This window comes from Cellulomonas sp. T2.31MG-18 (genome assembly GCF_964266755.1).
Taxonomy (GTDB): Bacteria; Actinomycetota; Actinomycetes; order Actinomycetales; family Cellulomonadaceae; genus Cellulomonas.
The window spans coordinates 936,167-959,303 of the sequence record NZ_CAXWGW010000001.1 but is presented as its reverse complement, the minus strand read 5'-3'; the positions used below and the strand labels follow the sequence as shown (position 1 = coordinate 959,303).

At 74.5% G+C, this 23,137-nt stretch carries 24 protein-coding genes; 6 read left to right on the top strand and 18 right to left on the bottom strand.

Annotation, left to right across the window (positions count from 1 at the left end; all coding sequences use genetic code 11):
* Positions 1-20: 20 nt before the first annotated feature.
* The 3 genes from guaB to ACFQTY_RS04500 all read right to left on the bottom strand — a co-directional run bounded on the left by guaB (position 21) and on the right by ACFQTY_RS04500 (position 3,455).
* On the bottom strand, positions 21-1,532 hold the full coding sequence (guaB, locus tag ACFQTY_RS04510; protein ID WP_378097792.1) for an IMP dehydrogenase: 1,512 nt from the start codon (positions 1,530-1,532) through the stop codon (positions 21-23).
* Between the two features lie 94 nt (positions 1,533-1,626).
* Positions 1,627-2,319 (bottom strand): DNA-binding response regulator, encoded by a 693-nt coding sequence (locus ACFQTY_RS04505; protein ID WP_378097788.1) that lies wholly within the window; start codon positions 2,317-2,319, stop codon positions 1,627-1,629.
* A gap of 176 nt (positions 2,320-2,495) precedes the next feature.
* Entirely contained in the window at positions 2,496-3,455 is a 960-nt protein-coding gene (locus ACFQTY_RS04500; protein ID WP_378097785.1) for a MerR family transcriptional regulator, read from the bottom strand.
* Positions 3,456-3,727: 272 nt separating this feature from the next.
* Here ACFQTY_RS04500 and ACFQTY_RS04495 point away from each other — a divergent pair, with 272 nt between their 5' ends.
* Positions 3,728-4,024 carry a WhiB family transcriptional regulator gene (locus tag ACFQTY_RS04495; RefSeq protein ID WP_291757840.1) on the top strand — a complete coding sequence of 99 codons (297 nt, stop codon included), beginning with the start codon at positions 3,728-3,730 and terminating at the stop codon, positions 4,022-4,024.
* 124 nt (positions 4,025-4,148) lie between these two features.
* Here ACFQTY_RS04495 and groES read toward each other — a convergent pair whose 3' ends face one another.
* The gene (gene groES / locus ACFQTY_RS04490) at positions 4,149-4,442 is read right to left on the bottom strand and encodes a co-chaperone GroES (RefSeq protein WP_263729639.1); all 294 of its coding nucleotides are present in this window, start codon (positions 4,440-4,442) and stop codon (positions 4,149-4,151) included.
* 206 nt (positions 4,443-4,648) lie between these two features.
* Here groES and ACFQTY_RS04485 point away from each other — a divergent pair, with 206 nt between their 5' ends.
* Together ACFQTY_RS04485 and ACFQTY_RS04480 are read left to right on the top strand one after the other, a co-directional pair.
* Complete coding sequence (locus tag ACFQTY_RS04485; protein WP_378097780.1) at positions 4,649-5,905, top strand: SAM-dependent methyltransferase; 1,257 nt, start codon at positions 4,649-4,651, stop codon at positions 5,903-5,905.
* Positions 5,905-7,053, top strand: coding sequence for a glutamate--cysteine ligase (locus tag ACFQTY_RS04480; protein WP_378097777.1), 1,149 nt, complete (start codon positions 5,905-5,907; stop codon positions 7,051-7,053). The genes ACFQTY_RS04485 and ACFQTY_RS04480 overlap by 1 nt, the downstream gene beginning before the upstream one ends.
* Before the next feature lie 42 nt (positions 7,054-7,095).
* On the opposite strand, the gene tsaD is transcribed toward ACFQTY_RS04480, so the two are convergent.
* Entirely contained in the window at positions 7,096-8,151 is a 1,056-nt protein-coding gene (tsaD, locus tag ACFQTY_RS04475) for a tRNA (adenosine(37)-N6)-threonylcarbamoyltransferase complex transferase subunit TsaD (RefSeq protein WP_378097774.1), read from the bottom strand.
* A 97-nt stretch (positions 8,152-8,248) separates the two neighbouring features.
* Between tsaD and ACFQTY_RS04470 the strand changes: the two genes are divergently transcribed.
* Positions 8,249-8,899, top strand: coding sequence for a malonic semialdehyde reductase (locus ACFQTY_RS04470; protein ID WP_378097771.1), 651 nt, complete (start codon positions 8,249-8,251; stop codon positions 8,897-8,899).
* Between the two features lie 83 nt (positions 8,900-8,982).
* On the opposite strand, the gene ACFQTY_RS04465 is transcribed toward ACFQTY_RS04470, so the two are convergent.
* Genes ACFQTY_RS04465 through ACFQTY_RS04435 form a run of 7 tightly spaced genes read right to left on the bottom strand, consistent with a single transcriptional unit; the run spans position 8,983 to position 15,078 of the window.
* The gene (locus tag ACFQTY_RS04465; RefSeq protein ID WP_378097768.1) at positions 8,983-9,831 is read right to left on the bottom strand and encodes a sulfurtransferase; all 849 of its coding nucleotides are present in this window, start codon (positions 9,829-9,831) and stop codon (positions 8,983-8,985) included.
* Complete coding sequence (rimI, locus tag ACFQTY_RS04460; protein WP_378097765.1) at positions 9,828-10,313, bottom strand: ribosomal protein S18-alanine N-acetyltransferase; 486 nt, start codon at positions 10,311-10,313, stop codon at positions 9,828-9,830. Before rimI ends, ACFQTY_RS04465 begins: the two co-directional genes overlap by 4 nt.
* A complete protein-coding gene (gene tsaB, locus ACFQTY_RS04455) occupies positions 10,310-11,005 on the bottom strand; it encodes a tRNA (adenosine(37)-N6)-threonylcarbamoyltransferase complex dimerization subunit type 1 TsaB (RefSeq protein ID WP_378097762.1) in 696 nt (231 codons plus the stop codon). The genes rimI and tsaB overlap by 4 nt, the downstream gene beginning before the upstream one ends.
* A 5-nt stretch (positions 11,006-11,010) precedes the next feature.
* Positions 11,011-11,601, bottom strand: coding sequence for a tRNA (adenosine(37)-N6)-threonylcarbamoyltransferase complex ATPase subunit type 1 TsaE (tsaE, locus tag ACFQTY_RS04450; protein ID WP_378097759.1), 591 nt, complete (start codon positions 11,599-11,601; stop codon positions 11,011-11,013).
* Positions 11,598-12,794, bottom strand: a complete 1,197-nt coding sequence (gene alr / locus ACFQTY_RS04445; protein ID WP_378097756.1) for an alanine racemase — start codon at positions 12,792-12,794, stop codon at positions 11,598-11,600. Before alr ends, tsaE begins: the two co-directional genes overlap by 4 nt.
* Before the next feature lie 47 nt (positions 12,795-12,841).
* The gene (locus ACFQTY_RS04440; protein WP_378097753.1) at positions 12,842-13,525 is read right to left on the bottom strand and encodes a nucleoside/nucleotide kinase family protein; all 684 of its coding nucleotides are present in this window, start codon (positions 13,523-13,525) and stop codon (positions 12,842-12,844) included.
* Positions 13,522-15,078 (bottom strand): NAD(P)H-hydrate epimerase, encoded by a 1,557-nt coding sequence (locus ACFQTY_RS04435; protein ID WP_378097750.1) that lies wholly within the window; start codon positions 15,076-15,078, stop codon positions 13,522-13,524. The genes ACFQTY_RS04440 and ACFQTY_RS04435 overlap by 4 nt, the downstream gene beginning before the upstream one ends.
* A gap of 30 nt (positions 15,079-15,108) precedes the next feature.
* Here ACFQTY_RS04435 and ACFQTY_RS04430 point away from each other — a divergent pair, with 30 nt between their 5' ends.
* A complete protein-coding gene (locus ACFQTY_RS04430; protein WP_291757864.1) occupies positions 15,109-16,095 on the top strand; it encodes an LLM class F420-dependent oxidoreductase in 987 nt (328 codons plus the stop codon).
* Positions 16,096-16,167: 72 nt separating this feature from the next.
* Here ACFQTY_RS04430 and ACFQTY_RS04425 read toward each other — a convergent pair whose 3' ends face one another.
* Positions 16,168-16,521, bottom strand: a complete 354-nt coding sequence (locus ACFQTY_RS04425) for a holo-ACP synthase (protein WP_378097746.1) — start codon at positions 16,519-16,521, stop codon at positions 16,168-16,170.
* 7 nt (positions 16,522-16,528) lie between these two features.
* On the bottom strand, positions 16,529-18,385 hold the full coding sequence (glmS, locus tag ACFQTY_RS04420; RefSeq protein WP_378097743.1) for a glutamine--fructose-6-phosphate transaminase (isomerizing): 1,857 nt from the start codon (positions 18,383-18,385) through the stop codon (positions 16,529-16,531).
* Between glmS and coaA the strand changes: the two genes are divergently transcribed.
* On the top strand, positions 18,384-19,418 hold the full coding sequence (gene coaA, locus ACFQTY_RS04415) for a type I pantothenate kinase (RefSeq protein ID WP_378097740.1): 1,035 nt from the start codon (positions 18,384-18,386) through the stop codon (positions 19,416-19,418). The two genes, glmS and coaA, sit on opposite strands and share 2 nt — an antisense overlap.
* 24 nt (positions 19,419-19,442) lie before the next feature.
* Here coaA and ACFQTY_RS04410 read toward each other — a convergent pair whose 3' ends face one another.
* The 4 genes from ACFQTY_RS04410 to glmM form a co-directional block, all read right to left on the bottom strand.
* Positions 19,443-20,099, bottom strand: coding sequence for a hypothetical protein (locus tag ACFQTY_RS04410; RefSeq protein WP_378097736.1), 657 nt, complete (start codon positions 20,097-20,099; stop codon positions 19,443-19,445).
* Between the two features lie 136 nt (positions 20,100-20,235).
* The gene (locus ACFQTY_RS04405) at positions 20,236-20,886 is read right to left on the bottom strand and encodes a DedA family protein (RefSeq protein WP_378097733.1); all 651 of its coding nucleotides are present in this window, start codon (positions 20,884-20,886) and stop codon (positions 20,236-20,238) included.
* 69 nt (positions 20,887-20,955) lie between these two features.
* Positions 20,956-21,627, bottom strand: coding sequence for a peptide deformylase (locus tag ACFQTY_RS04400; protein ID WP_378097730.1), 672 nt, complete (start codon positions 21,625-21,627; stop codon positions 20,956-20,958).
* On the bottom strand, positions 21,624-22,973 hold the full coding sequence (gene glmM / locus ACFQTY_RS04395; RefSeq protein ID WP_378097727.1) for a phosphoglucosamine mutase: 1,350 nt from the start codon (positions 22,971-22,973) through the stop codon (positions 21,624-21,626). The genes ACFQTY_RS04400 and glmM overlap by 4 nt, the downstream gene beginning before the upstream one ends.
* Between the last annotated feature and the right edge of the window lie 164 nt (positions 22,974-23,137).

The window sequence follows — 23,137 nt, the reverse complement described above, 5'->3', positions numbered from 1 at the left end:
GCCGGTTCGGGTCGAGCAGGTCAGTGCGAGGTGTAGTTCGGCGCCTCGACCGTCATCTGGATGTCGTGCGGGTGCGACTCCTTCAGGCCCGCCGGCGTGATCCGGATGAACTTCCCGCGGGCCTGCAGCTCCGGGATCGTGTGCGCACCGACGTAGAACATCGACTGGTGCAGCCCGCCGACCAGCTGGTGCGCGACGGCGCCGAGCGGCCCCCGGTAGGGCACCTGGCCCTCGATGCCCTCCGGGACGATCTTCTCGTCGGACGGCACGTCCGCCTGGAAGTACCGGTCCTTGGAGTAGCTGACCCGGCCGCGGGAGGCCATCGCACCCAGCGAGCCCATGCCGCGGTAGTGCTTGTACTGCTTGCCGTTGACGAACACGAGGTCGCCCGGCGACTCGTCACAACCGGCGAGCAGCGAGCCCAGCATCACGGTGTCCGCACCGGCCACCAGCGCCTTGGCGATGTCGCCCGAGTACTGCAGGCCACCGTCGCCGATCACCGGCACCCCGGCCGGCTTGCACGCCCGTGCCGCGTCGTAGATCGCGGTGATCTGCGGCACGCCGACGCCCGCCACCACGCGCGTGGTGCAGATCGAGCCCGGGCCCACGCCGACCTTCACCGCGTCGGCACCGGCGTCGACCAGGGCCTTCGCCCCCTCGTACGTCGCGATGTTGCCGCCGATCACCTGCACGTGCGCCGTCGCGGCGTCGGCCTTGAGCCGGCGCACCATGTCGAGCATCAGGCGCGCGTGCCCGTTGGCGGTGTCCACCACCAGCACGTCGACCCCGGCATCGACCAGGGCGGTCGCCCGCTCCCACGCGTCGCCGAAGAACCCGATGGCCGCACCGACCACCAGCCGCCCCTCGGCGTCCTTGGTCGCGTCGGGGTACTGCTCGGACTTCACGAAGTCCTTGACGGTGATCAGGCCCTGCAGCACGCCCCGCTCGTCGACCAGGGGCAGCTTCTCGACCTTGTGCTTGGCCAGCAGCGCCGCGGCGTCCTCGCGGGCGATCCCCACCGGTGCGGTGACCAGCGGCATCGACGTCATGGTCTCGCGCACGCGGCGCTGCTCGAACTCGGCGGCGGGGACGAACCGCAGGTCGCGGTTGGTGATGATCCCCAGCAGGTGCCGCTCGTCGTCCACCACCGGCAGGCCGGACACCCGGTACGTGGCGCACAGCCGGTCCAGCTCGGCGAGCGTGGCGTCCGGCCCCACCGTCACGGGGTCGGAGACCATGCCCGACTCGGAGCGCTTGACCAGGTCCACCTGGTGCGCCTGGTCGGCGATCGACAGGTTGCGGTGCAGCACCCCGATGCCGCCCTGCCGTGCCATGGCCACGGCCATCCGCGACTCGGTGACGGTGTCCATCGCGGCGGACAGCAGCGGGACGCGCACGGAGATCTGGCGCGTGAGACGCGAGGTCGTGTCGACCTCGCTGGGGATGACGTCGGTCTCCCCGGGCAGCAGCAGGACGTCGTCGTACGTCAGTCCTGTGCGGCCGAACGGGTCGTGCTCGTCTGTCCGGCTCATCGGTCCATGGTACGGGGCCGGGACGGGCGCCCTGGCAGCGGTCAGGGCCGCCGGGACGGTCCGGCCGCCGCCCGCGGAGCCGGGTGCCGAGCGGTCAGCGGATGATGCCGCGGCGCAGCCCGATGGCGACCGCCTGGGCGCGGTCCCGGGCGCCGAGCTTGCGGAACAGCCTCCGGGCGTGGGTCTTGACCGTGTCCTCCGACAGGAACAGCTCCGCGCCGATCTGCGCGTTGGACTGGCCGTTGCTCATGCCGACCAGCACCTGCACCTCGCGCCGGGTCAGCTCGAGGTCGCCCGAGGAGTGCGCGCCGACCGAGGCCAGCGCCTCCGGGGCCAGTGGCAGCGAACGGAGGTCGTGCACCGACTCGACCTGGCTCGCGGAGACGGGCTGCGGGACGGTGGCGGACCGGCCACCACCCGCGAGCCCGGCCTGCACGTGCGCCGCGACGGCGGCCAGCTCGGCGCGACCGACCTCCGGCGCAAGGAACCCGCGAGCACCCAGCGCCAGCGCGCGGTCGAGAGCCACGCCGTCGTCCGGGCCGGCGAGCAGCACCACCGCGGTGGTCGGGGCGACCGCCCGGAGCCGGCGGACGACCTCGACGGTGCCGACGCCAGGCAGGTGCGCGTCGATCAGTGCGATCGAGGGCGGGACCCGGCGGGCGAGCGCCAGCAGCTCCTCCGCGGTGGCGGCGGCGCGGACCGGCGCGAGCACGGGCACGCCGATCGAGGCGACGACGAGGCGCTCGCGCACCGACGCCGACGCATGGCACACCACCACGCCAGCCATTCGGGTAACCCTCCCCTGCAACGGACACCCATCTGGGCATTTACCGATACATCGGCCCGCTGGACCTGGACGTTAGCGGCACCGGAGGAACTGCTGGACGGCGCGGTGCCGAATTGCCCCGTGGAGGGCGGACAACCGGAATTGTCCGTGACCCGTTCGAGTGGATCTTCGGGGCATCACCCGAGAAATCGCCCGCCGTGACTCGAGGTTCCCCCCGACTCGCCGAGCGCCGCCAGCACCTCGTGGAGCAGCCCGGTGAAGGTCCGCGCGCGGTGCACGGAGCGACCCAGCGGGAGCAGCTCGGCCGCCGAGTCCGGGACCATCACGAAGTGCGGCACCTCGGGCCGGTCCTCCGCGAGCCGCGCAACGGGCGCCAGGTCCGGCACCTGCTGCTGAGACACGGTGACCAGCGCACCGGCCCGCGTCATCGCGACCAGCTCCACGGCGTGCCGACCCGACAAGGGGCCGCCCACCACGCGAGCGTCCACGCCGTGCTGGACGAGCGCCGCCGCCAGCGCGTGCGCCAGCAGCGGCCGCGGCGCACCGGACGGCACGAGGACGAGGACGACGGGCTGACCCGTCGTCTCGTGGTCCGGCGTCACGTCCCGGAGGGCGCCCAGGGCGGCTGCCCGCAGCACCGTCTCGGCGTCGGCGCCGGGGCGGTCGATCACGGTCCGGCGGCTCAGCGCCTCGAGCGCCGGCTCCACCAGGGCGGTCCACCAGCTGACCACGTCACCGCCGGCGCCGATCCGCAGCAGCGCCGCGCACCCCTCGCCGTCACCGGCGAGAGCGGCGTCCACGACCGGACCCGGCGTCCGGGACGCGCTCGGCGCCGGTACGGCGACCCGGTCGGGCACCGCGTCCAGGAGCGAACCGCCGGAGACCTCGGTGGCGAGCGCGATGCGCGCGGCCTCGCCGGGTGCGACGCCGTCGATGGTGAGCCGCCGCATCACCAGCAGCCGCGCGAGGTCCTCGGCGCCGTACCGACGGTGGGAGCCGGCCGGGTGCTCGGACGGCCCGAGGCCGTAACGGCGGTCCCAGGTCCGCAGCGTCGCCGGTGCGACGCCGAGGCGACGGGCGACCGCGGCGACCGTGAGCGCCGGCGCCAGGTGCGCGGCCTGCTCGTCTTCGGCCATGACGCGATTGTGCCAGGCCGCAGGACCCTCAGCACTGCAGTGGTCGCGCTCCCGCGCCTGATGCCGTGGCCTGCACCGACACTCGGACCGGACCTGGGCACGCGTCCATATCGTTTCACCGAGGCTGAACTTTCGACCGGGTCTTGAACAACCTATGGCGCGGTTGCTACGGTGACCAAGCACCACCCGATCGACCGGCACCGCCCGTTGCGGCGCCAGGGCGGTCCGCACGCAGCGGCCGACGAGGCCGAGAACACGAGGAGGACGACCAGATGGCCGAGATCTCGCGCTTGCCCGGTCCGGTGATGGACCTGTGGGAGTGGCAGTTCCAGGGAGCGTGCCGCGACGCCGACGAGAACCTCTTCTTCCACCCTGAGGGCGAGCGGGGCGCCGCCCGCCGCCGGCGTGCCGAGGCGGCCAAGGCGATCTGCGCCACGTGCCCGGTGATCAAGGAGTGCCGCGAGCAGTCGCTCGCCGTGCGCGAGCCCTACGGCGTGTGGGGCGGCCTGTCCGAGGACGAGCGGGCCGCTGTGCTGGCCGAGCGGGCGGGCCACCGGCACGTCGGCTGAGAGAGCTCAGCACTCCACGGACCCGAACGGGTTCCACGGACCCGAACGGGTTCCACGGACCTGAACGACGAGGGCCCCTCTCCCGACCGGGAGAGGGGCCCTCGTTCATGACGGGGGGCGAGGATCAGCCCACGACCGCCAGCACGTCACGCGCGGACAGGATGAGGAACTCCTCGCCCGCGTACTTCACCTCGGTGCCGCCGTACTTGGAGTAGATGACCTTGTCACCGACCGCGACGTCGAGCGGCACGCGGTTGCCCTTGTCGTCGATGCGACCCGGGCCGACGGCGAGGACCTCGCCCTCCTGCGGCTTCTCCTTGGCGCTGTCCGGGATGACCAGACCGGACGCGGTCGTGGTCTCGGCCTCGAGGGCCTTCACCACGATCCGGTCCTCGAGGGGCTTGATGGAGACCGACACAGCGGACCTCCCCTTCGCATGTGAGTAGTTCAGCAGGTCAGTGCCGCACCGTCAGCCGCCGTCGTCGCGGTGCCGGGACCTGGGTGCGGTTGGCACACTCACGGGGAGAGTGCCAGCTCCTCACTCTAGGAACGCCTTAGCACTCGGTCAAGGCGAGTGCCAGCGACAGGCGGCGTCGCCGCCGGTCGCCGTGCGAGGATCGCCGCATGGACGCCGCCAGCCTCTCGCTCCTGCTCAGCGAGCAGGGCTGGGCGTTGCTCACCGCGCTGCCACCGTACGACGAGCAGCGCGTGATGGCCCTGTCCACCCGGCTGCAGGCCGAGGGCCTGGACCCGGCACTCGTCGCCGCGGCACTGACGCAGTCACGCCTGCGCGCGCGGGCGCGCACCAAGTTCGGGGACTTCGCGGACGGGATGCTGTTCACACCGGCCGGTCTGGAGCAGGCGACCCGCCTGCCGGTGGCGGCGCACCATGCGCGGCGCTACCTCGCCGCCGGGCTGACCCGGGTGGCGGACCTGACGACCGGGATCGGCGCCGACGCGATGGCGCTGGCGGGCGTCGGCATCCAGGTGCTGGCGGTGGACCTCGACGAGGTGACCGCCGCGGTCGCGACGGTCAACCTGCGGCACTTCCCCGAGGCACAGGTGCGCCACGGCGACGGTCTGCAGCTCGACCTCACGGCGGAGGGCGTCGACGGCGTCTACGCCGACCCGGCCCGGCGCAGCGCCGCTGGACGGCGCAGCTGGGAGCCGACGGACTGGACCCCGCCGCTGGACGCGCTGCTCGCGCTGCGTGACCGGGTGCCCGCCGTCGGCCTCAAGCTCGGACCAGGGCTCCCCCACCGGCTCGTGCCCGACGGCGCGCTCGCCCAGTGGGTCTCCGTCGACGGCGACGTCGTCGAGGTGGGTCTGTGGTTCGGCCCCCTGGCACCCGAGGGCCCCGGACGGTCAGCGCTGGTGCTGCGCGACGGCCGCGCGCACACGCTGGCCGGCGGGACGGACGACGACGAGCGGCCGCCGGTGGGCGCCGTCGGCACCTACCTGTACGAGCCGGACGGCGCGGTGATCCGCGCCGGGCTGGTCGGCACCGTCGCGCAGGGCCTGAACGGCCGGCTGCTGGACCCCACCATCGCGTACGTCACCGCCGACCGGCTGGTGCCGAGCGACGTCGCCACGACCTACCGCGTCCTGGACGACCTGCCCTTCGGCGTCAAGCGGCTGCGCACCTACCTCCGCGAGCGCGGCGTGGGTCGGCTCACCGTCAAGAAGCGCGGCACCGCCGTGACACCCGAGCAGCTGCGCGGGCAGCTGGACCTGCGCGGCGACGCGGAGGCCACCGTGGTGCTCACCCGCGTCGGCGGTTCGCAGCGGGTGCTGCTCGTCGAGCCGGTCGCCGACCCGACCGCGGCGACCACCGGCCGGTCTGACCCTGCCGCCTCCGGCGGCGAGCCCGAGGAACCCTGATGGCGGCACCCGTCCCCCTGCCGTTCGCCGTGTCCGAGCGGTCGACCATCGGCATCGAGTGGGAGGTCGCCCTGGTGGACGCCGACTCCGGTGACCTGCGGCAGGCCGCCCAGACCATCCTGCAGGCCGTGAGCGCCGAGGACGGCAGCGACCACCCGAACATCAGCCAGGAGCTGCTGCTCAACACCATCGAGGTGCAGAGCGGCAAGTGCCGGACCGTCGCGGAGGCCGCCGCGGATCTCCAGGTCGCGCTGGACCAGGTGCGGCGCGTCGCCGAACCGCTGCGGATCGAGCTGATGGGCAGCGGCACGCACCCGTTCGCCCACTGGGCCACCCAGAAGGTCACCGACAAGCAGCGCTACGCGACGCTGATCGACCGCACCCAGTGGTGGGGCCGTCAGATGCTGATCTACGGCGTGCACGTGCACGTGGGCGTGGAGGACCGTGCCAAGGTGCTGCCGCTGTCCCGCGCGATGCTCACCGTGTTCGGCACCATCCAGTCGCTGTCCGCCTCGTCGCCGTTCTGGGCCGGCGCCGACACGGGCTACGCCTCGAACCGCGCGCTGATCTTCCAGCAGCTGCCGACGGCCGGCCTGCCGCCCCAGTTCGACCGGTGGTCGCAGCTCGAGCAGTACGTCGGCGACATGGTGCACACCGGCGTGATCGACCAGGTGGACGAGGTGCGCTGGGACATCCGGCCCTCCCCGCGCTTCGGCACGCTCGAGATGCGCATCGCCGACGGCGCCGCGAACCTCCTCGAGGTCACGGCCATCTCGGCGCTGACGCACTGCTTCGTCGAGCACTTCTCCGAGCTGCTCGACGAAGGCGAACCCCTGCCGGCCCTGCAGCCCTGGTTCGTGCAGGAGAACAAGTGGCGCTCGGCGCGCTACGGCATGGACGCGATCCTGATCACCGACGCCGCCGGCGACGAGGAGCTGGTGACCGACTCGGTCACCCGGTGGCTGGAGGTCCTCGCGCCCGTCGCCGAGCGGTTGGGCTGCGGCGCCGAGCTGGAGCAGGTCCGCACCATCCTCCGTCGCGGCGCGTCGTACCAGCGGCAGCGGGCGGTCGCGCGCCGCAACGCCGGCGACCTCGGCGCGGTGGTCCGCGCGCTGGTCGAGGAGTTCAGGGCCGGACGACCGCTGTAGCGGTCCCGGGGTGGCGTCCCGAGCGGCCCGCGCCGTCCGACGCTAGACGAGCACCTGGGTCAGCGGCATGGACGAGTCGACCGGCAGGTCCAGCGACGACGCCGGCCGCCCCCGGCGCACCAGCGCGGAGCCGAGCGCCGCGATCATCGCGCCGTTGTCCGTGCAGTACCGGATGGGCGGGATGCGCAGCGTGATGCCGGCCTCCTCGCAGCGCAGCGCGGCCATGTCGCGCAGCTGCGAGTTCGCCGAGAAACCGCCGCCGACCACCAGCGTGTCGACGCCGTGGGCCTTGCAGGCGGCGATCGCCTTGGCGGTCAGCACGTCGGCGACCGCGGCGGCGAACGACGCGGCCACGTCGTGCAGCGGGATCTCGAGCCCGGCGTCCTCGCGCGCCTCGACCCACCGGGCCACGGCGGTCTTGAGCCCGGAGAAGGAGAAATCGGTCGCGTGGGCGGCCTGGTCCTTCGCCGCGGTGAGGCCGCGCGGGAACCGGATCGCCTCCGGGTCGCCCTCGCGCGCCAGCCGATCGATGTGCGGACCGCCCGGGTACGGCAGGCCGAGCAGGCGGCCGACCTTGTCGAACGCCTCCCCCGCCGCGTCGTCGAGCGTCGAGCCGAGCTCGGTCACCTCGACGGTGTCGTCGATCCGGAGCAGGGAGGAGTGGCCGCCGGAGACGACGAGCGCGAGCACCCGCTCCGGGAAGGGTCCGTCGACCAGCTCGTCGACCACGGCGTGGCCGATCACGTGGTTGACGCCGTACAGCGGACGGTCGAGCGCCACGGCGAGCGCCTTGGCGGCGGAGGCGCCGATGGTCAGCGGGCCGACGAGACCCGGGCCGGCGGTGACGGCGATCGCGTCGACCTGCTCGAGCCCCACCCCGGCGGTGCCGAGCGCCCGGCGGATGGTGGGGATCATCGCCTCGAGGTGGGCCCGCGAGGCGATCTCGGGGATGATCCCGCCGAAGCGCGCGTGCTCGTCCATCGAGCTCGCGACGGAGTCCACCAGCAGCTCGTACCCGCTGACGAGGGCCACACCGGTCTCGTCGCAGGAGGTCTCGATGCCGAGGACGAGCGGGTCGGTGGATCCAGGCAGCGGCACGAGGACAGGATAGGCGAGGGCCCGGGATCCGCCCGGCTGTGGCGCAGGTCACACGCGTGGCGGGAAGTGACCCGAGCGGTTGAATGTTCAACGAGTTGTGAGCACCGACACCACACCGCTGGACACCTCGGACCTCGACGCCGAGCTGGACTCCGCCGGCCTCCTCGACGGAGCCACCGCCGACCTGCTGTTCCGGGCGGCCCGGACCGCCGGCGCCTTCACCGCCGACGACGTCACGGACGCGCAGCTGCAGGCGGCCTACGACCTGGCCAAGTGGGGCCCGACCGCGATGAACGTCACCCCGCTGCGGATGCTCGTCGTCCGCACGCCCGAGGCCCGCGCGCGCCTCGCCGCGCACATGAACGAGGGCAACCGGCAGCGCGTGCTCGACGCGCCCGTCACGCTGCTGCTCGCCGCCGACACCCGGTTCCACCAGCACCTGCCGCTGCTCGCGCCGCACCGCGCCGAGATGGTGGACACGTTCGAGGCGATGCCGCAGATGCGCGAGCAGATGGCGCGCAACAACGCGTGGCTGCAGGCCGGCTACCTGATCCTCGCCCTGCGCGCGGCGGGGCTGGCCGCGGGGCCGATGGGCGGGATGGACGCCCAAGCGATCGACGACGACCTGCTCGCCGGCACCGGATGGGCCTCGCTGTTCGTCGTCAACGTCGGCCAGGCCGAGGGCGCGCAGTACCCGTTCCCGCGCGCCGCGCGGCTCGACTGGGACCAGGCGACGCGCACGGTCTGAAGGAGCGCCGGCCGCGGACCACGGCACGGCACGGCACCCCAGCCTGATCGGGCCGACGTGAGCGGTCGGCCCGGTCAGGCGCGTCAGGCGGTCGTCTCCCCGGAGGACGTGGCCACCGGTCGCGACGGGTCCGAGGACCACTGCGACCACGACCCCGGGTACAGGGCCGCCTCGATCCCGACCGCCGCGAGCGCCGCGACCTCGTGGGCCGCCGTCACGCCCGAGCCGCAGTACACGGCCACGGGACCCTTCACGCCGACCGCGGCGAACCGGGCGAGCAGCGCGTCGTCCTCGAGGAATCGCCCGTCCGGCGCGAGGTTGTCGGCGGTCGGTGCGCTGCGGGCGCCGGGGATGTGGCCCGCTCGCGGGTCGACCGGCTCGACCAGGCCGGCGTAGCGCTCCGCCGCGCGGGCGTCGAGCAGCGTGCCGGCCTCGGGCCAGGCTGCCGCGCCGTCCGCGTCGATCGTCGGCAGGCCGCCCGCGTGCAGCACCACGTCCCCCGGTTCCGGGAGCACCTCGCCGGCCTCCAGCGACAGGCCCGCCGCGGTCCACGCCGACAGGCCGCCGTCGAGCAGCCGGACCTGGGCCACGCCCGCCCACCGCAGCAGCCACCACGCCCGCGCTGCCGCGGTGCCCCCCGTGGCGTCGTAGACCACGACCGCCGCTCCGTCGCGCAGCCCCCAGCGCCGCGCCGCGGCCTCCAGGTCGGCCAGCGGCGGGAGCGGGTGCCGGCCGGCAGCCGCGCTCGGGGGCGCGGCGAGCTCGGCGTCCAGGTCGACGAAGACGGCGCCCGGCAGATGGGCCGCGAGGTACTGCTCGTGCCCGTCCGACCGGCCCAGGGCCCAGCGGACGTCCAGCAGCACCGGCGGTTCCTCGTCGGCGAGCGCCGCCGCCAGCGCCTCCGCGGAGACCAGCACGTCGGCCCTGCTCATCGGGCCTCCTCGGACGCCACGAGCGGGAGCAGCATGGTCCAGGCGTCGATGTTGCCCGGCTGGTAGTACGCCCGGCGGCGGCCCAGCCGCTGGAAGCCGGTCGACTCGTAGAGGTGGATCGCCGGGTCGTTGTCGACCCGCACCTCGAGCAGCACGCGCAGGGCGCCCAGCCCCCGGGCGTGGTCCACCAGCTGGTTCAGCATGGTCCGCGCGATGCCCCGGTCCTGGTGCTGGGAGTCCACCGCGATCGTCATCACCTGGGCGTCCTCACCGTCGAACCACAGGCCCGCGTACCCGACCAGCAGCCCGGTCGTCGGCGTGACGGCGCCGATGTACCACCTGCCCTCGGTGACCAGCTCCTCCGCGAGCGACGCCGACGACCACGCAGCCGCACCGAACAGGTCCCGCTCCAGCACCTCGAGCCGTGGCAGGTCGCTCGCGGCCAGCTCCCGCACGACGACGTCGGGCGGGACGGCGCTCACGTGAGGACCCGCTTGCGCACGACGGACGGCTCGGCGTCCGGTCGGCGGAGGTAGAGCGGGGTGGTCGCGAGCGGCTGACCGGCGGCGTGGCGGGCCAGCGCCAGCCGGCCCAGCTCGGCGGGGTCGGGGTCGAGCAGCGCGGGGTCGTCCGGCTGCTCGTCCGTCAGCCCGAGCGCCTCGTGGTGCAGCCACGCTCCGCGCCCGACGACCAGCGCGCCCGTGGTGCGGCCTCGCTCGACGAGCGTGGCCGGGACGGCGATGTCCGGGCCGCCGATCGGCTCCGCCGCGCGGTCGGCGTCGACGCGGTACTCCGCCCAGTACACCTCCCGGCGGCGTGCGTCCGTCACCACCAGCACGCGGGCTCCAGGCTCCGCCGTCCGCGCGGCGGTCGCCGCCAGGGCGTCGACCGAGGGCACTCCCCACGCCGGGACGTCGAGCGCCAGCGCCATCGTCCGGGCCGTCACCAGCCCGACGCGCAGCCCGGTGAACGGCGCCGGGCCGGTGCCGGCCACGACCGCGGTCAGCTGCGTCCGGTCGACACCGGCATCGGCCAGCACGTGCTGCACCATCGGCGCGAGCAGCTCGGCATGGTGCCGCTGCTCGGAGTCGGACCGGGTGGCCAGCACCGTGCCGTCGTCGGCCAGCAGGGCGACGGCGACGGCGGAGGACGTGTCCAGGGCGAGGATCGGCACGGCGATCAGCCTGCCACGACGGTCAGGACGCCGACGCGCGGGAGCGCGACACCGGCCCAGCGAGGACCCACGGCACGGACCGTGAGCACCCGCTCGCCGGCGTCCGCCGGCTCGTCGGCCGTCGGGTCCACCGCCCCGCGCGGACGCCGCAGGCTCAGCTCCAGCCGGTCCTCCGCCAGGGGCTCGACCCACCCCTCGCCCCACTCCACCACGGTCACCGACTCGTCCAGGCTCGAGTCGAGGTCGAGCGCCTCGACCTCGTCGAGGGACCGCAGCCGGTACGCGTCCACGTGCACCAGCCCGGGCCCGACGGAGCCGTCGGGCTGCGGGACCGGCGGGTGCTCACGGGCGATGATGAACGTCGGCGAGGCGACCTGCCCGCGGACGTGCAGTCCGGCGCCGATGCCCTGGGTCAGGGTCGTCTTCCCCGCGCCGAGGTCACCGGTGAGCACCACGAGGTCCCCCGGCCGCAGCACGGCCGCGAGCTCGAGCCCGTAGGCCCTGGTCGCCTCGGCGTCCGGCAGCCGCACGGAGCCGGTCGGTGCCGCACCGCCCGAGCCCGGCGCCCCGGGCACACCCGCCAGCTCGCCGCTCATCGGACGACCGCCTGGTCGCACGCCGGCACACCGGCGCGCGCCACGGAGTCCACGTGCTCACGCGGTACGCGCACGCCCAGCCGCGTGGTGATCTCGTAGCTGATGGTCCCGGCCGCCCGGGCCCAGTCCTCCGCCGTCGGACCTCCGTCCGCACCCGTCCCGAACAGCACCACCCGGTCCCCCGCTCTCTGCGTCGCCTCCGGCCCGAGGTCGAGCACGAACTGGTCCATGCACACGCGCCCCGCCACCCCGAGCGTGCGGCGCCCGACCTGCACCGGCCCGCCGAGCCGCGCCCCGGACCCGGACGCGTGCCGGGGGATCCCGTCCGCGTACCCCAGCGGAACCACACCGAGCGTCGTCTCGCGGTCGGTCACGTACTGGTGCCCGTAGGACACGCCCTGGCCGGCCGGGACGCGCTTGACGGTCGCGAGCTCCGCCTCGAGGGTCATGGCCGGCACCAGCCCGAAGTCGGCCGGCCCGCCGAGCTGGGGCACCGGGGACAGCCCGTACACGGCCAGCCCGGGGCGGACCAGGTCGTAGTGCACAGCCGGCCGCGTCAACGTCGCCGCCGAGTTGGCGATGTGCCGCACCTCGAGCCGCGCACCGGCGGCCTCCACCGTGCGCACCGCGTCGGCGAACACCTGCTCCTGGGCCCGGACGGTCGGGTGGTCGGGCTCGTCGGCGAACGCGAAGTGGGACCACACGCCGACCAGGCGGACGGCGCCCTCCGCCTCGGCTCGCAGTGCCGCCGCCGTCAGCTCCGGCAGCTGGTCCGGCAGCACGCCGTTGCGGCCCAGCCCGGTGTCGACCTTCAGGTGCACCCGGGCGGTGCGGCCGGTGGCACGGGCGGCACGCAGCACCTCGTCGAGCGCCCACGGCGCGGCGACCGACACGTCGACGTCCGCCTCGATCGCCTCGCCCAGCGGGGCTCCCGGGGCGTACAGCCAGGTCAGCACGCGGGGCGCGGTCACCCCGGCGGCGCGCAGCGCGAGCGCCTCGGACACCTGCGCGGTGCCGAGCCAGGTCGCACCGGCCTCGACGGCGGCCGTCGCGACGGGCAGCAGCCCGTGGCCGTAGGCGTCCGCCTTGACCACGGCCATCACCTGCGCCGTGGGGGCGTGCTGGGCCAGGGCCCGCACGTTGCCGCGGATCGCGGCCAGGTCGACGACGGCACGGGCGGGGAAGCGGCTCACGGCCGTCAGTGTCTCACCGGCCCCGCGGAGGGGCCCGAGGCTGCCCGTCAGCCGGGGTCGACCACCAGGTCGGCGCGGTCGGCCGTCGCCGCGATCAGCCGCGCGTTGGCCTCGTCGGGACCGAGCGACCACGTCCGTGCGGCGTCCGGCGCCTTGCCGAACCGCACGTGCCGGGCGACCAGGCGCTCGAGCCGCACCTCGTCCTCGACCCTGACGTACCAGGTCTCGTCCAGCAGCTCGGCCACCGGCCCGAACCCGTGCTCGCGCACCAGCAGGTAGTTGCCCTCGACGACCACCAGCGGGACGTCGGCCGGCACGGCCAGCGCACCGGCGATCGCGTTGTGCGCCTCGCGCCGGTACTCGGGCGCCCACACCGTCTCGCCGTCGACCGGCCGGCGCAGCCGTCGCAGCAGCGCGACGAAGCCGGCCGCGTCGAACGTGTCGGGCGCTCCCTTGCGGTCCGCCCGCCCCAGCCGCTCGAGCGTCGTCTGCGCGAGGTGGAAGCCGTCCATCGGCACGACGACGCAGTCCGCGCCGAACGCCTCGGCCAGCCGTGCGGACACCGTGGACTTGCCGGCACCCGGTGCACCCGTGATCCCGAGGAGCCGCCGGTGCGCCGCACCGCCGGACGGTTCGGTGCCGCCGGCGGATCGTCTGGGCGGACGGTCCAGCAGCGCGCGGACCCGCTCGACCAGGGCGGACGGCAGCGGGGACGTCTCCGGGATCGTCATGCGTCCGCCGCCGCCGTCTCGTGCGGCGCCACCAGCCCCGCCACCACGCCGGGGAGCGCCTGGGCCACCGCCAGGGCCGCCACGGGTCCGCCGGGGTTCGCCGCCCGTGCCGCGCGACCGTGCACCGACGCGGCGGCGGCCGCGAGCGCCGCGACCAGGGTCGGGTCGGCGCGCACGTCGTCCGAACGGCCGGCGAGCAGGGCGCCGAGCAGTCCGGTCAGCACGTCGCCCGCACCGGCGGTGGCCAGCCACGCGGGCGCCTCGGCCTGCGCGTACCGGGCGCCGTGCGGTCCCGCCACCACCGTCACGGCCCCCTTGAGCAGCACCGTGGCGCCGGTCAGCTGCTGCGCCCGCACCGCCCATCGCAGCGGCTCCCGCTCGACGTCCGCACGCTCGACCCGTTCACCACGTGCGCCCAGCAGGGTCGCCAGCTCCCCGGCGTGCGGGGTCAGCACCGTCAGCGGGGTCAGCCGGTCCGGCAGCAGCCCGAGCGCGCCCGCGTCCGCGACGACAGGGAGGTCGTCGGCCGCCGCCGCACCGACCGCGTCCCGCACGCGTGCGGCCGCCACCTCGTCGTCGGGGTCGATGCCGGGACCGACCGCCCAGGCCTGCACCCTCCCGGTCCCGACGACCACCTCGGGCCGCGCGGCGAGCACCGCATCGCCGACGTCACCGACGTACCGGACCATCCCGACGCCGGCCAGCACCGCGGCGCTGCTCACCAGGACCGCAGCGCCGGGGTACCGCGGCGTGCCGGCCACCACGCCGAGCACCCCGCGGGTGTACTTGTGGGCCGCTTCGCCGGGCACGGGCCACAGCGCCGCGAGGTCGTCGGCCCCGAGCCGCACCACGGCCGGCGTGCCGGCGTTCCGCAGCCCGATGTCCACCACGTCGACCCGCCCGGCCAGAGCCGCCGCGGGCGGCAGCAGCAGCCCCGGCTTGAAGCAGCCGAACGTCACCGTGAGGTCCGCGGTCAGCACGGGACCGGGGACGCTGCCGTCGTCCACCCCGATGCCGGAGGGCACGTCGACCGCCACCACCAGGGGCGGCCGCGCCACCGCCGCGAAGGTCTCCTGCAGCGCCGTGACCAGCGCCGCGCCCGTGCCACGCAGGCCGCCCCGCGCCCCGATGCCGAGCATCCCGTCGAGCACCACGTCGGCCTGCGCCGCCAGAGCGGCCGCCACTCGAACGGACGAGCCGTCGGACGACCCGTCCAGCGACCCGTCCAGCGACCGCAGCCGGCCCCCGGCCTCCCGGAACGCCACCGACCCCTCCGGGTGGACCCGCTCGGACACCAGCAGCGCCGTGACCTCGGCCCCCCGGCGCAGCAGCCGCACGCCCGCCCACAACGCGTCCCCGCCGTTGTTGCCGCCACCGACCAGCAGGACCACCCGCGCGCCACCGACCCGGCCCCGCCGTTCTCGCAGGCGGGCCGCGACCACCGTGGCCAGCGCGAAGGCGGCGCGGTCCATCAGCGGCACCCCCGCCGCCAGCAGCGGCTCCTCCGCGGCCCGTACGTCGTCCGACCCCCACGCCAGCAGCACGTCGCCCATCCTCGCGGGTCCCCAGGTAGCGTGCGAACCATGCGCTTCGGACTCTTCATCCCCCAGGGCTGGCGGCAGGACCTCACCGGCATCGACCCCCGCGAGCACTGGTCCGTGATGCACGGCCTCGCCCAGCACGCCGACGACGGCGACACCTGGGAGTCGATCTGGGTCTACGACCACTTCCACTCGGTGCCCGAGCCCAACGGCGAGGCCGTGCACGAGGCGTGGAGCCTGATGAGCGCCTTCGCCGCCAGCACCTCCCGGGTCCGACTGGGCCAGATGTGCACCTGCATGGCGTACCGGAACCCCGCCTACCTGGCGAAGGTGGCCGCCACCGCGGACGTGATCAGCGGCGGCCGCGTGGAGATGGGCATCGGCGCCGGCTGGTACGAGCACGAGTGGAAGGCGTACGGCTACGGCTTCCCGTCCGCCGGCAACCGGCTCGGCATGCTCGACGAGGGCGTGCAGATCTTCAAGCAGCTGTGGAGCACCGGCACCGCGACCCTCGACGGGAAGCACTACCAGGTGGACGGCGCGATGCTGGCCCCGCTCCCCCTGCAGCTGGACGGCCCGCCGCTGTGGATCGCGGGGGGCGGCGAGAAGGTGACGCTCCGGATCGCGGCCGAGCACGCGTCCTACACCAACTTCGACGGGGCGCCGGCCGGCTTCGCGCAGAAGTCGCAGATCCTGCGCGGCCACTGCGAGGCGATCGGGCGGCCGTTCGACGAGATCACGCGCTCGGCCAACTACAACGTGGTGATCGGGTCGACGCAGGCCGAGGTGGACGACCGGATCGCCTGGATCGAGGAGCACTACGCGCTGACGGTGCCGGCCAAGGCGGCCGACGAGGCGGAGTCCTGGCGCCGCGGCCCGCTGGTCGGCACGCCGGAGCAGATCGTCGAGAAGCTGCGCGAGCTCGAGGGGCTCGGCATGACGTACGCCATCTGCTACTTCGCCGAGGCGGCCTACGACCGCTCGGGCATCGAGCTGTTCGAGCGCGAGGTCGTGCCGGCGCTGCGCTGAGAGGTCGGTCGACGCGCCGGGCCGGCTGCCGGTCGGCCCAGCGTGGGACCGTGCCTCTGACGACCTGGCGGCTCAGTCGCGCTCGGCGACGACGACGGCGGCCGCGATGCCGGCGTCGTGCGAGATCGAGACGTGGAACCGCGCGATCCCCAGCTCGGCGGCCCGTGCCGCGACGGTCCCGGTCACCTCGATGACGGGCTGAGCACCCGCCACGCGGCGCACCACCGCGTCGTGCCAGTGCAGCCCCGCGGGTGCCCCCAGCGCCTTGGCGAGGGCCTCCTTGGTGGCGAACCGCGCCGCCAGGGAGGTCTCCGGCATCGACCGCTCGTCGGCGACGAACAGCCGCTCGCGGAGCCGGGGTGAGCGGTGCAACGCCTCCACCAGGCGCTGCACGTCCACCACGTCGATGCCGACGCCGACGATCACCGTCCGGTCACTCGACCGTGACGGACTTGGCCAGGTTCCGCGGCTGGTCCACGTCCAGCCCCTTCGCGGTGGCCAGCTCGCAGGCGAAGATCTGCAGCGGCACCACCGTCAGCAGGGGGGCGAGCAGCGTCGGGCACTGTGGGACCGAGAACACCTCGTCCGCGAACGGGAGCACGGCCTCGTCGCCGTCCTCGGCGATCACCAGGGTGCGCGCGCCGCGCGCCCGGATCTCCTGGATGTTGGAGACGACCTTCGAGTGCAGCGAGTGCCGGCTGCGCGGGCTCGGCACGATGACGAACACGGGCTGACCGGGCTCGATCAGGGCGATCGGTCCGTGCTTGAGCTCGCCGGCCGCGAACCCCTCGGCGTGGATGTACGCGATCTCCTTGAGCTTGAGCGCACCCTCGAGGGCCACCGGGAAGCCGACGTGCCGGCCAAGGAACAGCACGCTCTGCGTGTCGGCCATCCACCGCGCCACCTGCCGCACCCGGTCGGCCCGGTCGAGCACCTGCTGGATCTTGTCCGGCATCGCCCGCAGCTCGGTGAGGATCGCGCCGACCTCGTCGGGGAACATGTTGCCGCGCAGCTGGGCGAGGTACAGGCCCAGCAGGTACACCGCGGTGATCTGGGCGAGGAACGCCTTGGTCGACGCGACGGCGATCTCCGGACCCGCATGCGTGTACAGCACCGCGTCCGACTCGCGCGGGATCGTCGAGCCGTGCGTGTTCACCACGGCGAGCACGCGAGAACCCTGCTCACGGGCGTGCCGGACGGCCATCAGCGTGTCCATCGTCTCGCCGGACTGCGAGATCGCCACGACCAGCGTCCGCTCGTCGACCACGGGGTCGCGGTAGCGGAACTCGTGGGCGAGCTCCACCTCGACCGGGATCCGGCACCAGTGCTCGACGGCGTACTTGGCGACGTGCCCGGCGTAGGCCGCGGTGCCGCAGGCGACGACGACGATCTTGTCCACCTGACGCAGCACCGACTCGTCGATGTGCATCTCGTCCAGCACCAGCCGGCCGTGCACGTCGGTCCGGCCGAGCAGCGTGTCGGCGACGGCGTGCGGCTGGTCGTGGATCTCCTTGTCCATGAACGACCGGAAGCCGCCCTTCTCGGCGGCGGCGGCGTCCCAGTCGACGACGAACCGGCGGCCCTGCGCGGCGTTCCCCGCGAAGTCGGTCACCTCGACCCGGTCCGGCGTGATGGTCACCACCTGGTCCTGCCCGAGCTCGAGCGCCTCGCGGGTGTGCGCGATGAAGGCCGCGACGTCCGAGCCGAGGAAGTTCTCGCCGGCGCCGAGGCCCACGACGAGCGGCGAGTCGTGCCGTGCGCCGACGACGAGGTCGGGGCGGTCGGCGTGCACCGCGAGCAGCGTGAAGGTGCCCTCCAGCCGCAGCGCGACCGACTGCATGGCGGTCGTCAGGTCGCCCGTGCGGTCGAAGGCGGCGGCCAGCAGGTGCGCGACGACCTCGGTGTCGGTCTCGGAGGCGAACTGCACCCCCTGCTCGACCAGCTCGGCCTTCAGGGTGGCGAAGTTCTCGACGATGCCGTTGTGGATCACGGCGAGCCGCCCCGAGACGTGCGGGTGGGCGTTGACGTCGGTCGGACCGCCGTGCGTCGCCCAGCGGGTGTGGCCGATCGCGGCCGTCGCGGCGGGCAGCGGACGGGCGTCCAGCTCCTCGACGAGGTTGGCCAGCTTGCCCGCCTTCTTGCGGGTGTCGAGCTCCCCGTCGGCCGTCACGACGGCGACCCCGGCGGAGTCGTAGCCGCGGTACTCGAGCCGCCGGAGGCCCTCGACCACCACCTCGAGGGGAAGGCTGCTGGCCGTTCGACTCCCGACGTACCCGACGATTCCGCACATGGCGTCGATGGTAACGGGCGGGCCACGACGGACCGGTGCCGGCCGTCCTCGCCGGCCTCCGGTGGCGTGCGAGGATCGGGCCGTGCCGCTCACCGCCGCGTCGTCCACGCCGTACGTCGACCTGGACCGGTCGGCCTGGGTGCGCCTGTCGGAGTCGACCCCGCTGCCCCTGACCGGCGCCGACGTGCAACGGCTGCGTGGCCTCGGGGACCCGATCGACCTCGCGGAGGTCGACGCGATCTACCGGCCGATCTCGCGCCTCCTGGACCTGCACATCGAGGCGACGCGCCACCTGCACCGGGCCACCAGCACGTTCCTGCACGAGGACGCCGGGCTGACGCCCTTCGTCATCGGCGTCGCCGGCTCGGTCGCCGTCGGCAAGTCCACCACCGCCCGCCTGCTGCGCGAGCTGATGGCCCGCTGGCCCGCCACGCCGCGCGTCGAGCTGGTCACCACCGACGGCTTCCTGTACCCGAACGCCGAGCTCGAGCGGCGTCGGCTGCTCGACCGCAAGGGCTTCCCGGAGTCGTACGACCGCCGTGCACTGCTGCGGTTCGTCGCCGCCGTCAAGGCGGGGCGGCCCGAGGTGAGCGCCCCGGTGTACGACCACCTGACCTACGACATCGTGCCGGGCGCCCGGACGGTGGTGCGGCGGCCGGACGTGCTGATCGTCGAGGGCCTGAACGTGCTGCAGCCGGCCCGGACCCCTCTGGGCGGCCGCTCGAACCTCGCGGTCAGCGACTTCTTCGACTTCTCCATCTACGTGGACGCGCGGACCGCCGACGTGCGCAAGTGGTACATCGACCGGTTCCTGCGGCTCCGCGAGACGTCGTTCACCCAGCCGAGCTCGTACTTCCACCGGTTCGCCGCCCTGTCCGACGACGAGGCGACGGACATGGCCAAGGGGATCTGGGACGCGATCAACGCGCCCAACCTCGAGGACAACATCCTGCCGACCCGCAGCCGGGCGACCCTGGTGCTGACCAAGGGCCCTGACCACAGCGTCCAGCGGGTCCGGCTGCGCAAGCTCTGACCGCGCCGCCAGCCGTCGTCCGGCTCAGCGACCCGTCGGTGCCGGCGTCGCCGGCGCGACCAGGCTGACCGGCGCATCGGACTGGTCCGTCACCGTCAGGGCGTCCAGCGCATGCCGCACCGCCTCCGTCGGGCGGCCGCAGCCGTCCGTCGGCGTCTGCGGGCGGACGGCCCGGCCCATCGAGTCCACCAGCCACAGCTCCACCCGGTCGGCGGGGCTGGTCGAGCAGGTGGACGGCCTCCCGCTCGGCGCCACCGGCGCCGGGGCACCTTCCAGGGCGGCCTGCAGGGCCGCGATCGCCGTCGCGGTGCCCTCCCTCGTCGTCGCCGTGACCACCGACCAGGTGCCGGACCCGTCGCGCAGCGTGCCACCGGCCTGGCACACCACCGCACCGACCGGGCTGAAGGAGCTCGGGACCCGACCGGCCGCCGGTGCCGGCTCGTGCGCCCCCGCCGTGGCGAGAACCGCGTCGAGCCGCAGCCCGAACGCGTCGAGCACCTCGGGCGCCAGGCAGTCGGCTGCCGGCACGACCTCGGCCGACCGGGTGCTGCGCAGCGCGTCGTCGTCGGACCGCTGACCGAGCACCAGGACCAGCAGCACGGTGCCGATCCCGAGACCCGCACCGATCAGGGCCACCGGACGCGCGGCACCGCGCTGCGCGCGCCCTCGTCCTCGGTCCACGTCCTGCCCCTGCCTACGTCCTGCGGCCGGCAGGACCGCCGCGGACGACGTGCGGTGCCGGAGGCCCAGCCGCGGCGCCGACCCGGATCGAGGGTAGGTGGGTCATCCCGCCGATTGACGCAGTGAGACCGGATCGTTAGCCGGCGGCGCCGGATCGTGACCTCGACCCACCGGGGCGGCGCGCCCATGCGCTGAGCACCCAGTCCACCAGCGCTCCGATCACCAGGCCGCCGACCACGCCCACGACCAGGCCGATCATCGGATGGTTCTTCAGCACCACGCCGGACGCGATGCCGATCAGCGAGGAGTAGGTCGCCCAGGTGACCGCCGCGAGCGCGGTGATGCCGACGAACCGGCGACGGCGGTAGCGGAGCGCGCCCGCCGTCATGTTGACGGCCACGCGGCCGACGGGGATGTACCGCGCGGCGATGATGAACGACGCCCCACGGGTCGCGAGCGACCGCTCGGCCCAGTCCAGCGCCTGCTGCGCCCTGGGCCGGGCGAAGATGCGCAGGCTGCGGACCTTCACCCGGGTGCCGATCGTGTAGGCGATCTGGTCGCCCGTGAACGCACCGAGGGCCGCCACCAGGATCACGGGCAGCAGCGGCGGGCTCCCCCGCGACGCCCACAGCGAGGCGAGGGCGATCACCACGGTCTCGCTGGGGATCGGCGGGAAGAAGCCGTCCACGGTGGCGAACGCGTAGAGCGCGGCGAACACCCACGGCGACCCGACCAGGGCCAACGCCCACTCCTGCACGCCTGACGTCCCCTCGCCGACGGTCGGCACTGCCCGTGCCCCGGGGCGGGCGTGCCGCCGTCTTCACGCTACAGGCCGGGGCACCGCCTCCGGGAGCGTTCAGTCCAGCGGGAAGCCGAGCGTGCGGGACGCGGTGACCGGCCGCGGCTCCGCCGCCCACCGGGCGCCGAGCTCGTCCGTGGCGGAGAGGGAGCGCAGCTCGGCGCGGTCCAGGTACAACGTGCCGGCCAGGTGGTCGGTCTCGTGCTGGACGATGCGCGCGGTCCAGCCGTCGACCACCTCGTCGAGCGGTTCGCCGTGCTCGTCCTGGCCGGTCAGGCGCACGGAACGGTGCCGCGCCACGACGGCCTGGTAGCCCACCACCGACAGGCACCCCTCGTAGAAGGACACGCGCTCGTCGTCCAGGGGCGCGTACCGCGGGTTGACCAGGACCCGGGGGGCCAGCGGCTGGCGCTCGCGCACCGTGGCGACCTCGGGGCTGGCGACCCCGGGGTCCTCGAGCACGGCGAGGGCGAGCGGAAGGCCGACCTGGGGCGCGGCGAGACCCACACCGGGGGCGGCCCGCATCGTCCGACGCATCAAGGACAGCAGGGCGGCCAGCTCCGTGGCCGACAGCTGACCGTCGAAAGGGACCGCCACGGCCCGCAGGGCCGGGTGGCCGGCACGGACGATCGGAGCCAGCCCGTCCGGGCGCGAAGCAGCCGCCTCGACCAGGCGCAGGGCGTGGTCGCGCAGCGCGTGGTCGCGCGCCGCCCGGTCCGAAGCCGTCACAGCGCGAGCCGCTCCCGCACCACGTCGGCCAGCTCGCCGGCGACGCGGTCGGCCTCGGCCTGGGTGGCCGCCTCGACCATCACGCGCACCAGCGGCTCGGTGCCGGACGGCCGCAGCAGCACACGGCCGGTGCCGCCCAGCAGCCGCTCGGCACGGGCGACGGCGTCGCCGAGCGGGCCGTCGCCGGCTGCCCGCGTCCGGTCGACGCCCGAGACGTTGACGAGCGTCTGCGGGAGGCGCCGGACCACGGAGGCGAGGTCGGCCAGGGGCCGGCCCGAGGCGGCGACGCGCGACGCCAGCTGCAGGGCGGTCAGGATGCCGTCCCCGGTGGTGGCGTGCTCCGCCAGGATGATGTGCCCCGACTGCTCGCCGCCGAGGCTGAAGCCGCCGGCCCGCATCGCCTCGAGCACGTACCGGTCCCCCACGGCGGTGTCCACGGTGGTGACGCCCGCCTCGGTCATCGCCAGCCGCAGGCCCAGGTTGCTCATCACCGTGATGACCAGGGTGTCGTGCGCAAGGCGGCCCTGGTCCCGCAGGGCCAGCGCGATGACCGCCATGATCTGGTCGCCGTCGACCAGGGTGCCGTTCGCATCGACCGCCAGGCAGCGGTCGGCGTCCCCGTCGAACGCGACGCCGAGGTCGGCACCGGAGGCGACGACGAACGCCTGCAGCTGTTCCGGGTGCGTGGAGCCGCAGCGGTCGTTGATGTTCAGCCCGTCGGGCGCGGCGTTGATCACCAGCACCTCGGCGCCGGCTGCTCGCAGCGCCGCCGGACCGACCTCGCTGGCCGCGCCGTTCGCGCAGTCCACGGCGATCCGCAACCCGGTCAGCGGGGTCGTGATGGTGCTGACCAGGTGCTCCACGTACAGCTCCCCGGCGCGTCCGGTGTCCACCCGGATGCGTCCAACCTCCGCACCGACCGGCCGGTCCCACGGCTCGCCGAGCCGGGTCTCGATCGCGTCCTCGAGCTCGTCGTCCAGCTTGTGCCCGCCTCGAGCGAGGAACTTGATGCCGTTGTCCGGCATCGGGTTGTGCGAGGCGGACAGCACGACGCCCAGGTCGACCCCCGTCGCCGCCGTCAGGAAGGCCACCGCGGGTGTGGGCAGCAGGCCGACGTCGTCCACGTCCACGCCGGCGGAGGCGAGCCCCGCCGAGACGGCCGCGGCGAGGAACTCGCCCGACGCCCGCGAGTCCCGGCCGACCACCGCGCGCGGCCGGTGCCCGGCGAACGCTCCCTTGGTGCCGAGCACGTGCGCGGCCGCCACGGAGACGTCCAGCGCCACCTCGGCCGTCACGTCGCGGTTGGCCAGCCCCCGCACACCGTCGGTCCCGAACAGTCGGCCCATCAGCGGACCCCCTCGTCGTCGTACCCCACGTGCCGGGACCCCGAGGTCTGCCGGCCGGTCATCTGCTTGTGGACGGTACCGGTCGCGATCGTGCCGCGGGCCGGAACGTCGGCCGGACCCCTCCGGGGCCCGGCATGCCGACGGCCCCGCGCACCGAGGTGCAG

Bases quoted from the DNA above. Each gene is read 5' to 3' on its own strand.
- ACFQTY_RS04505 (WP_378097788.1), bottom strand. From the start codon at position 2,319: ATGGCTGGCGTGGTGGTGTGCCATGCGTCGGCGTCGGTGCGCGAGCGC.
- ACFQTY_RS04430 (WP_291757864.1), top strand. From the start codon at position 15,109: ATGCGCTTCGGACTCTTCATCCCCCAGGGCTGGCGGCAGGACCTCACC.
- ACFQTY_RS04440 (WP_378097753.1), bottom strand. From the start codon at position 13,525: ATGACGATCCCGGAGACGTCCCCGCTGCCGTCCGCCCTGGTCGAGCGG.
- coaA (WP_378097740.1), top strand. From the start codon at position 18,384: ATGGCGTCGATGGTAACGGGCGGGCCACGACGGACCGGTGCCGGCCGT.
- ACFQTY_RS04480 (WP_378097777.1), top strand. From the start codon at position 5,905: ATGGCGGCACCCGTCCCCCTGCCGTTCGCCGTGTCCGAGCGGTCGACC.
- guaB (WP_378097792.1), bottom strand. From the start codon at position 1,532: ATGAGCCGGACAGACGAGCACGACCCGTTCGGCCGCACAGGACTGACG.
- glmM (WP_378097727.1), bottom strand. From the start codon at position 22,973: ATGGGCCGACTGTTCGGGACCGACGGTGTGCGGGGGCTGGCCAACCGC.
- tsaE (WP_378097759.1), bottom strand. From the start codon at position 11,601: ATGAGCGGCGAGCTGGCGGGTGTGCCCGGGGCGCCGGGCTCGGGCGGT.
- ACFQTY_RS04435 (WP_378097750.1), bottom strand. From the start codon at position 15,078: ATGGGCGACGTGCTGCTGGCGTGGGGGTCGGACGACGTACGGGCCGCG.
- ACFQTY_RS04485 (WP_378097780.1), top strand. From the start codon at position 4,649: ATGGACGCCGCCAGCCTCTCGCTCCTGCTCAGCGAGCAGGGCTGGGCG.
- ACFQTY_RS04500 (WP_378097785.1), bottom strand. From the start codon at position 3,455: ATGGCCGAAGACGAGCAGGCCGCGCACCTGGCGCCGGCGCTCACGGTC.
- glmS (WP_378097743.1), bottom strand. From the start codon at position 18,385: ATGTGCGGAATCGTCGGGTACGTCGGGAGTCGAACGGCCAGCAGCCTT.
- ACFQTY_RS04465 (WP_378097768.1), bottom strand. From the start codon at position 9,831: ATGAGCAGGGCCGACGTGCTGGTCTCCGCGGAGGCGCTGGCGGCGGCG.
- ACFQTY_RS04495 (WP_291757840.1), top strand. From the start codon at position 3,728: ATGGCCGAGATCTCGCGCTTGCCCGGTCCGGTGATGGACCTGTGGGAG.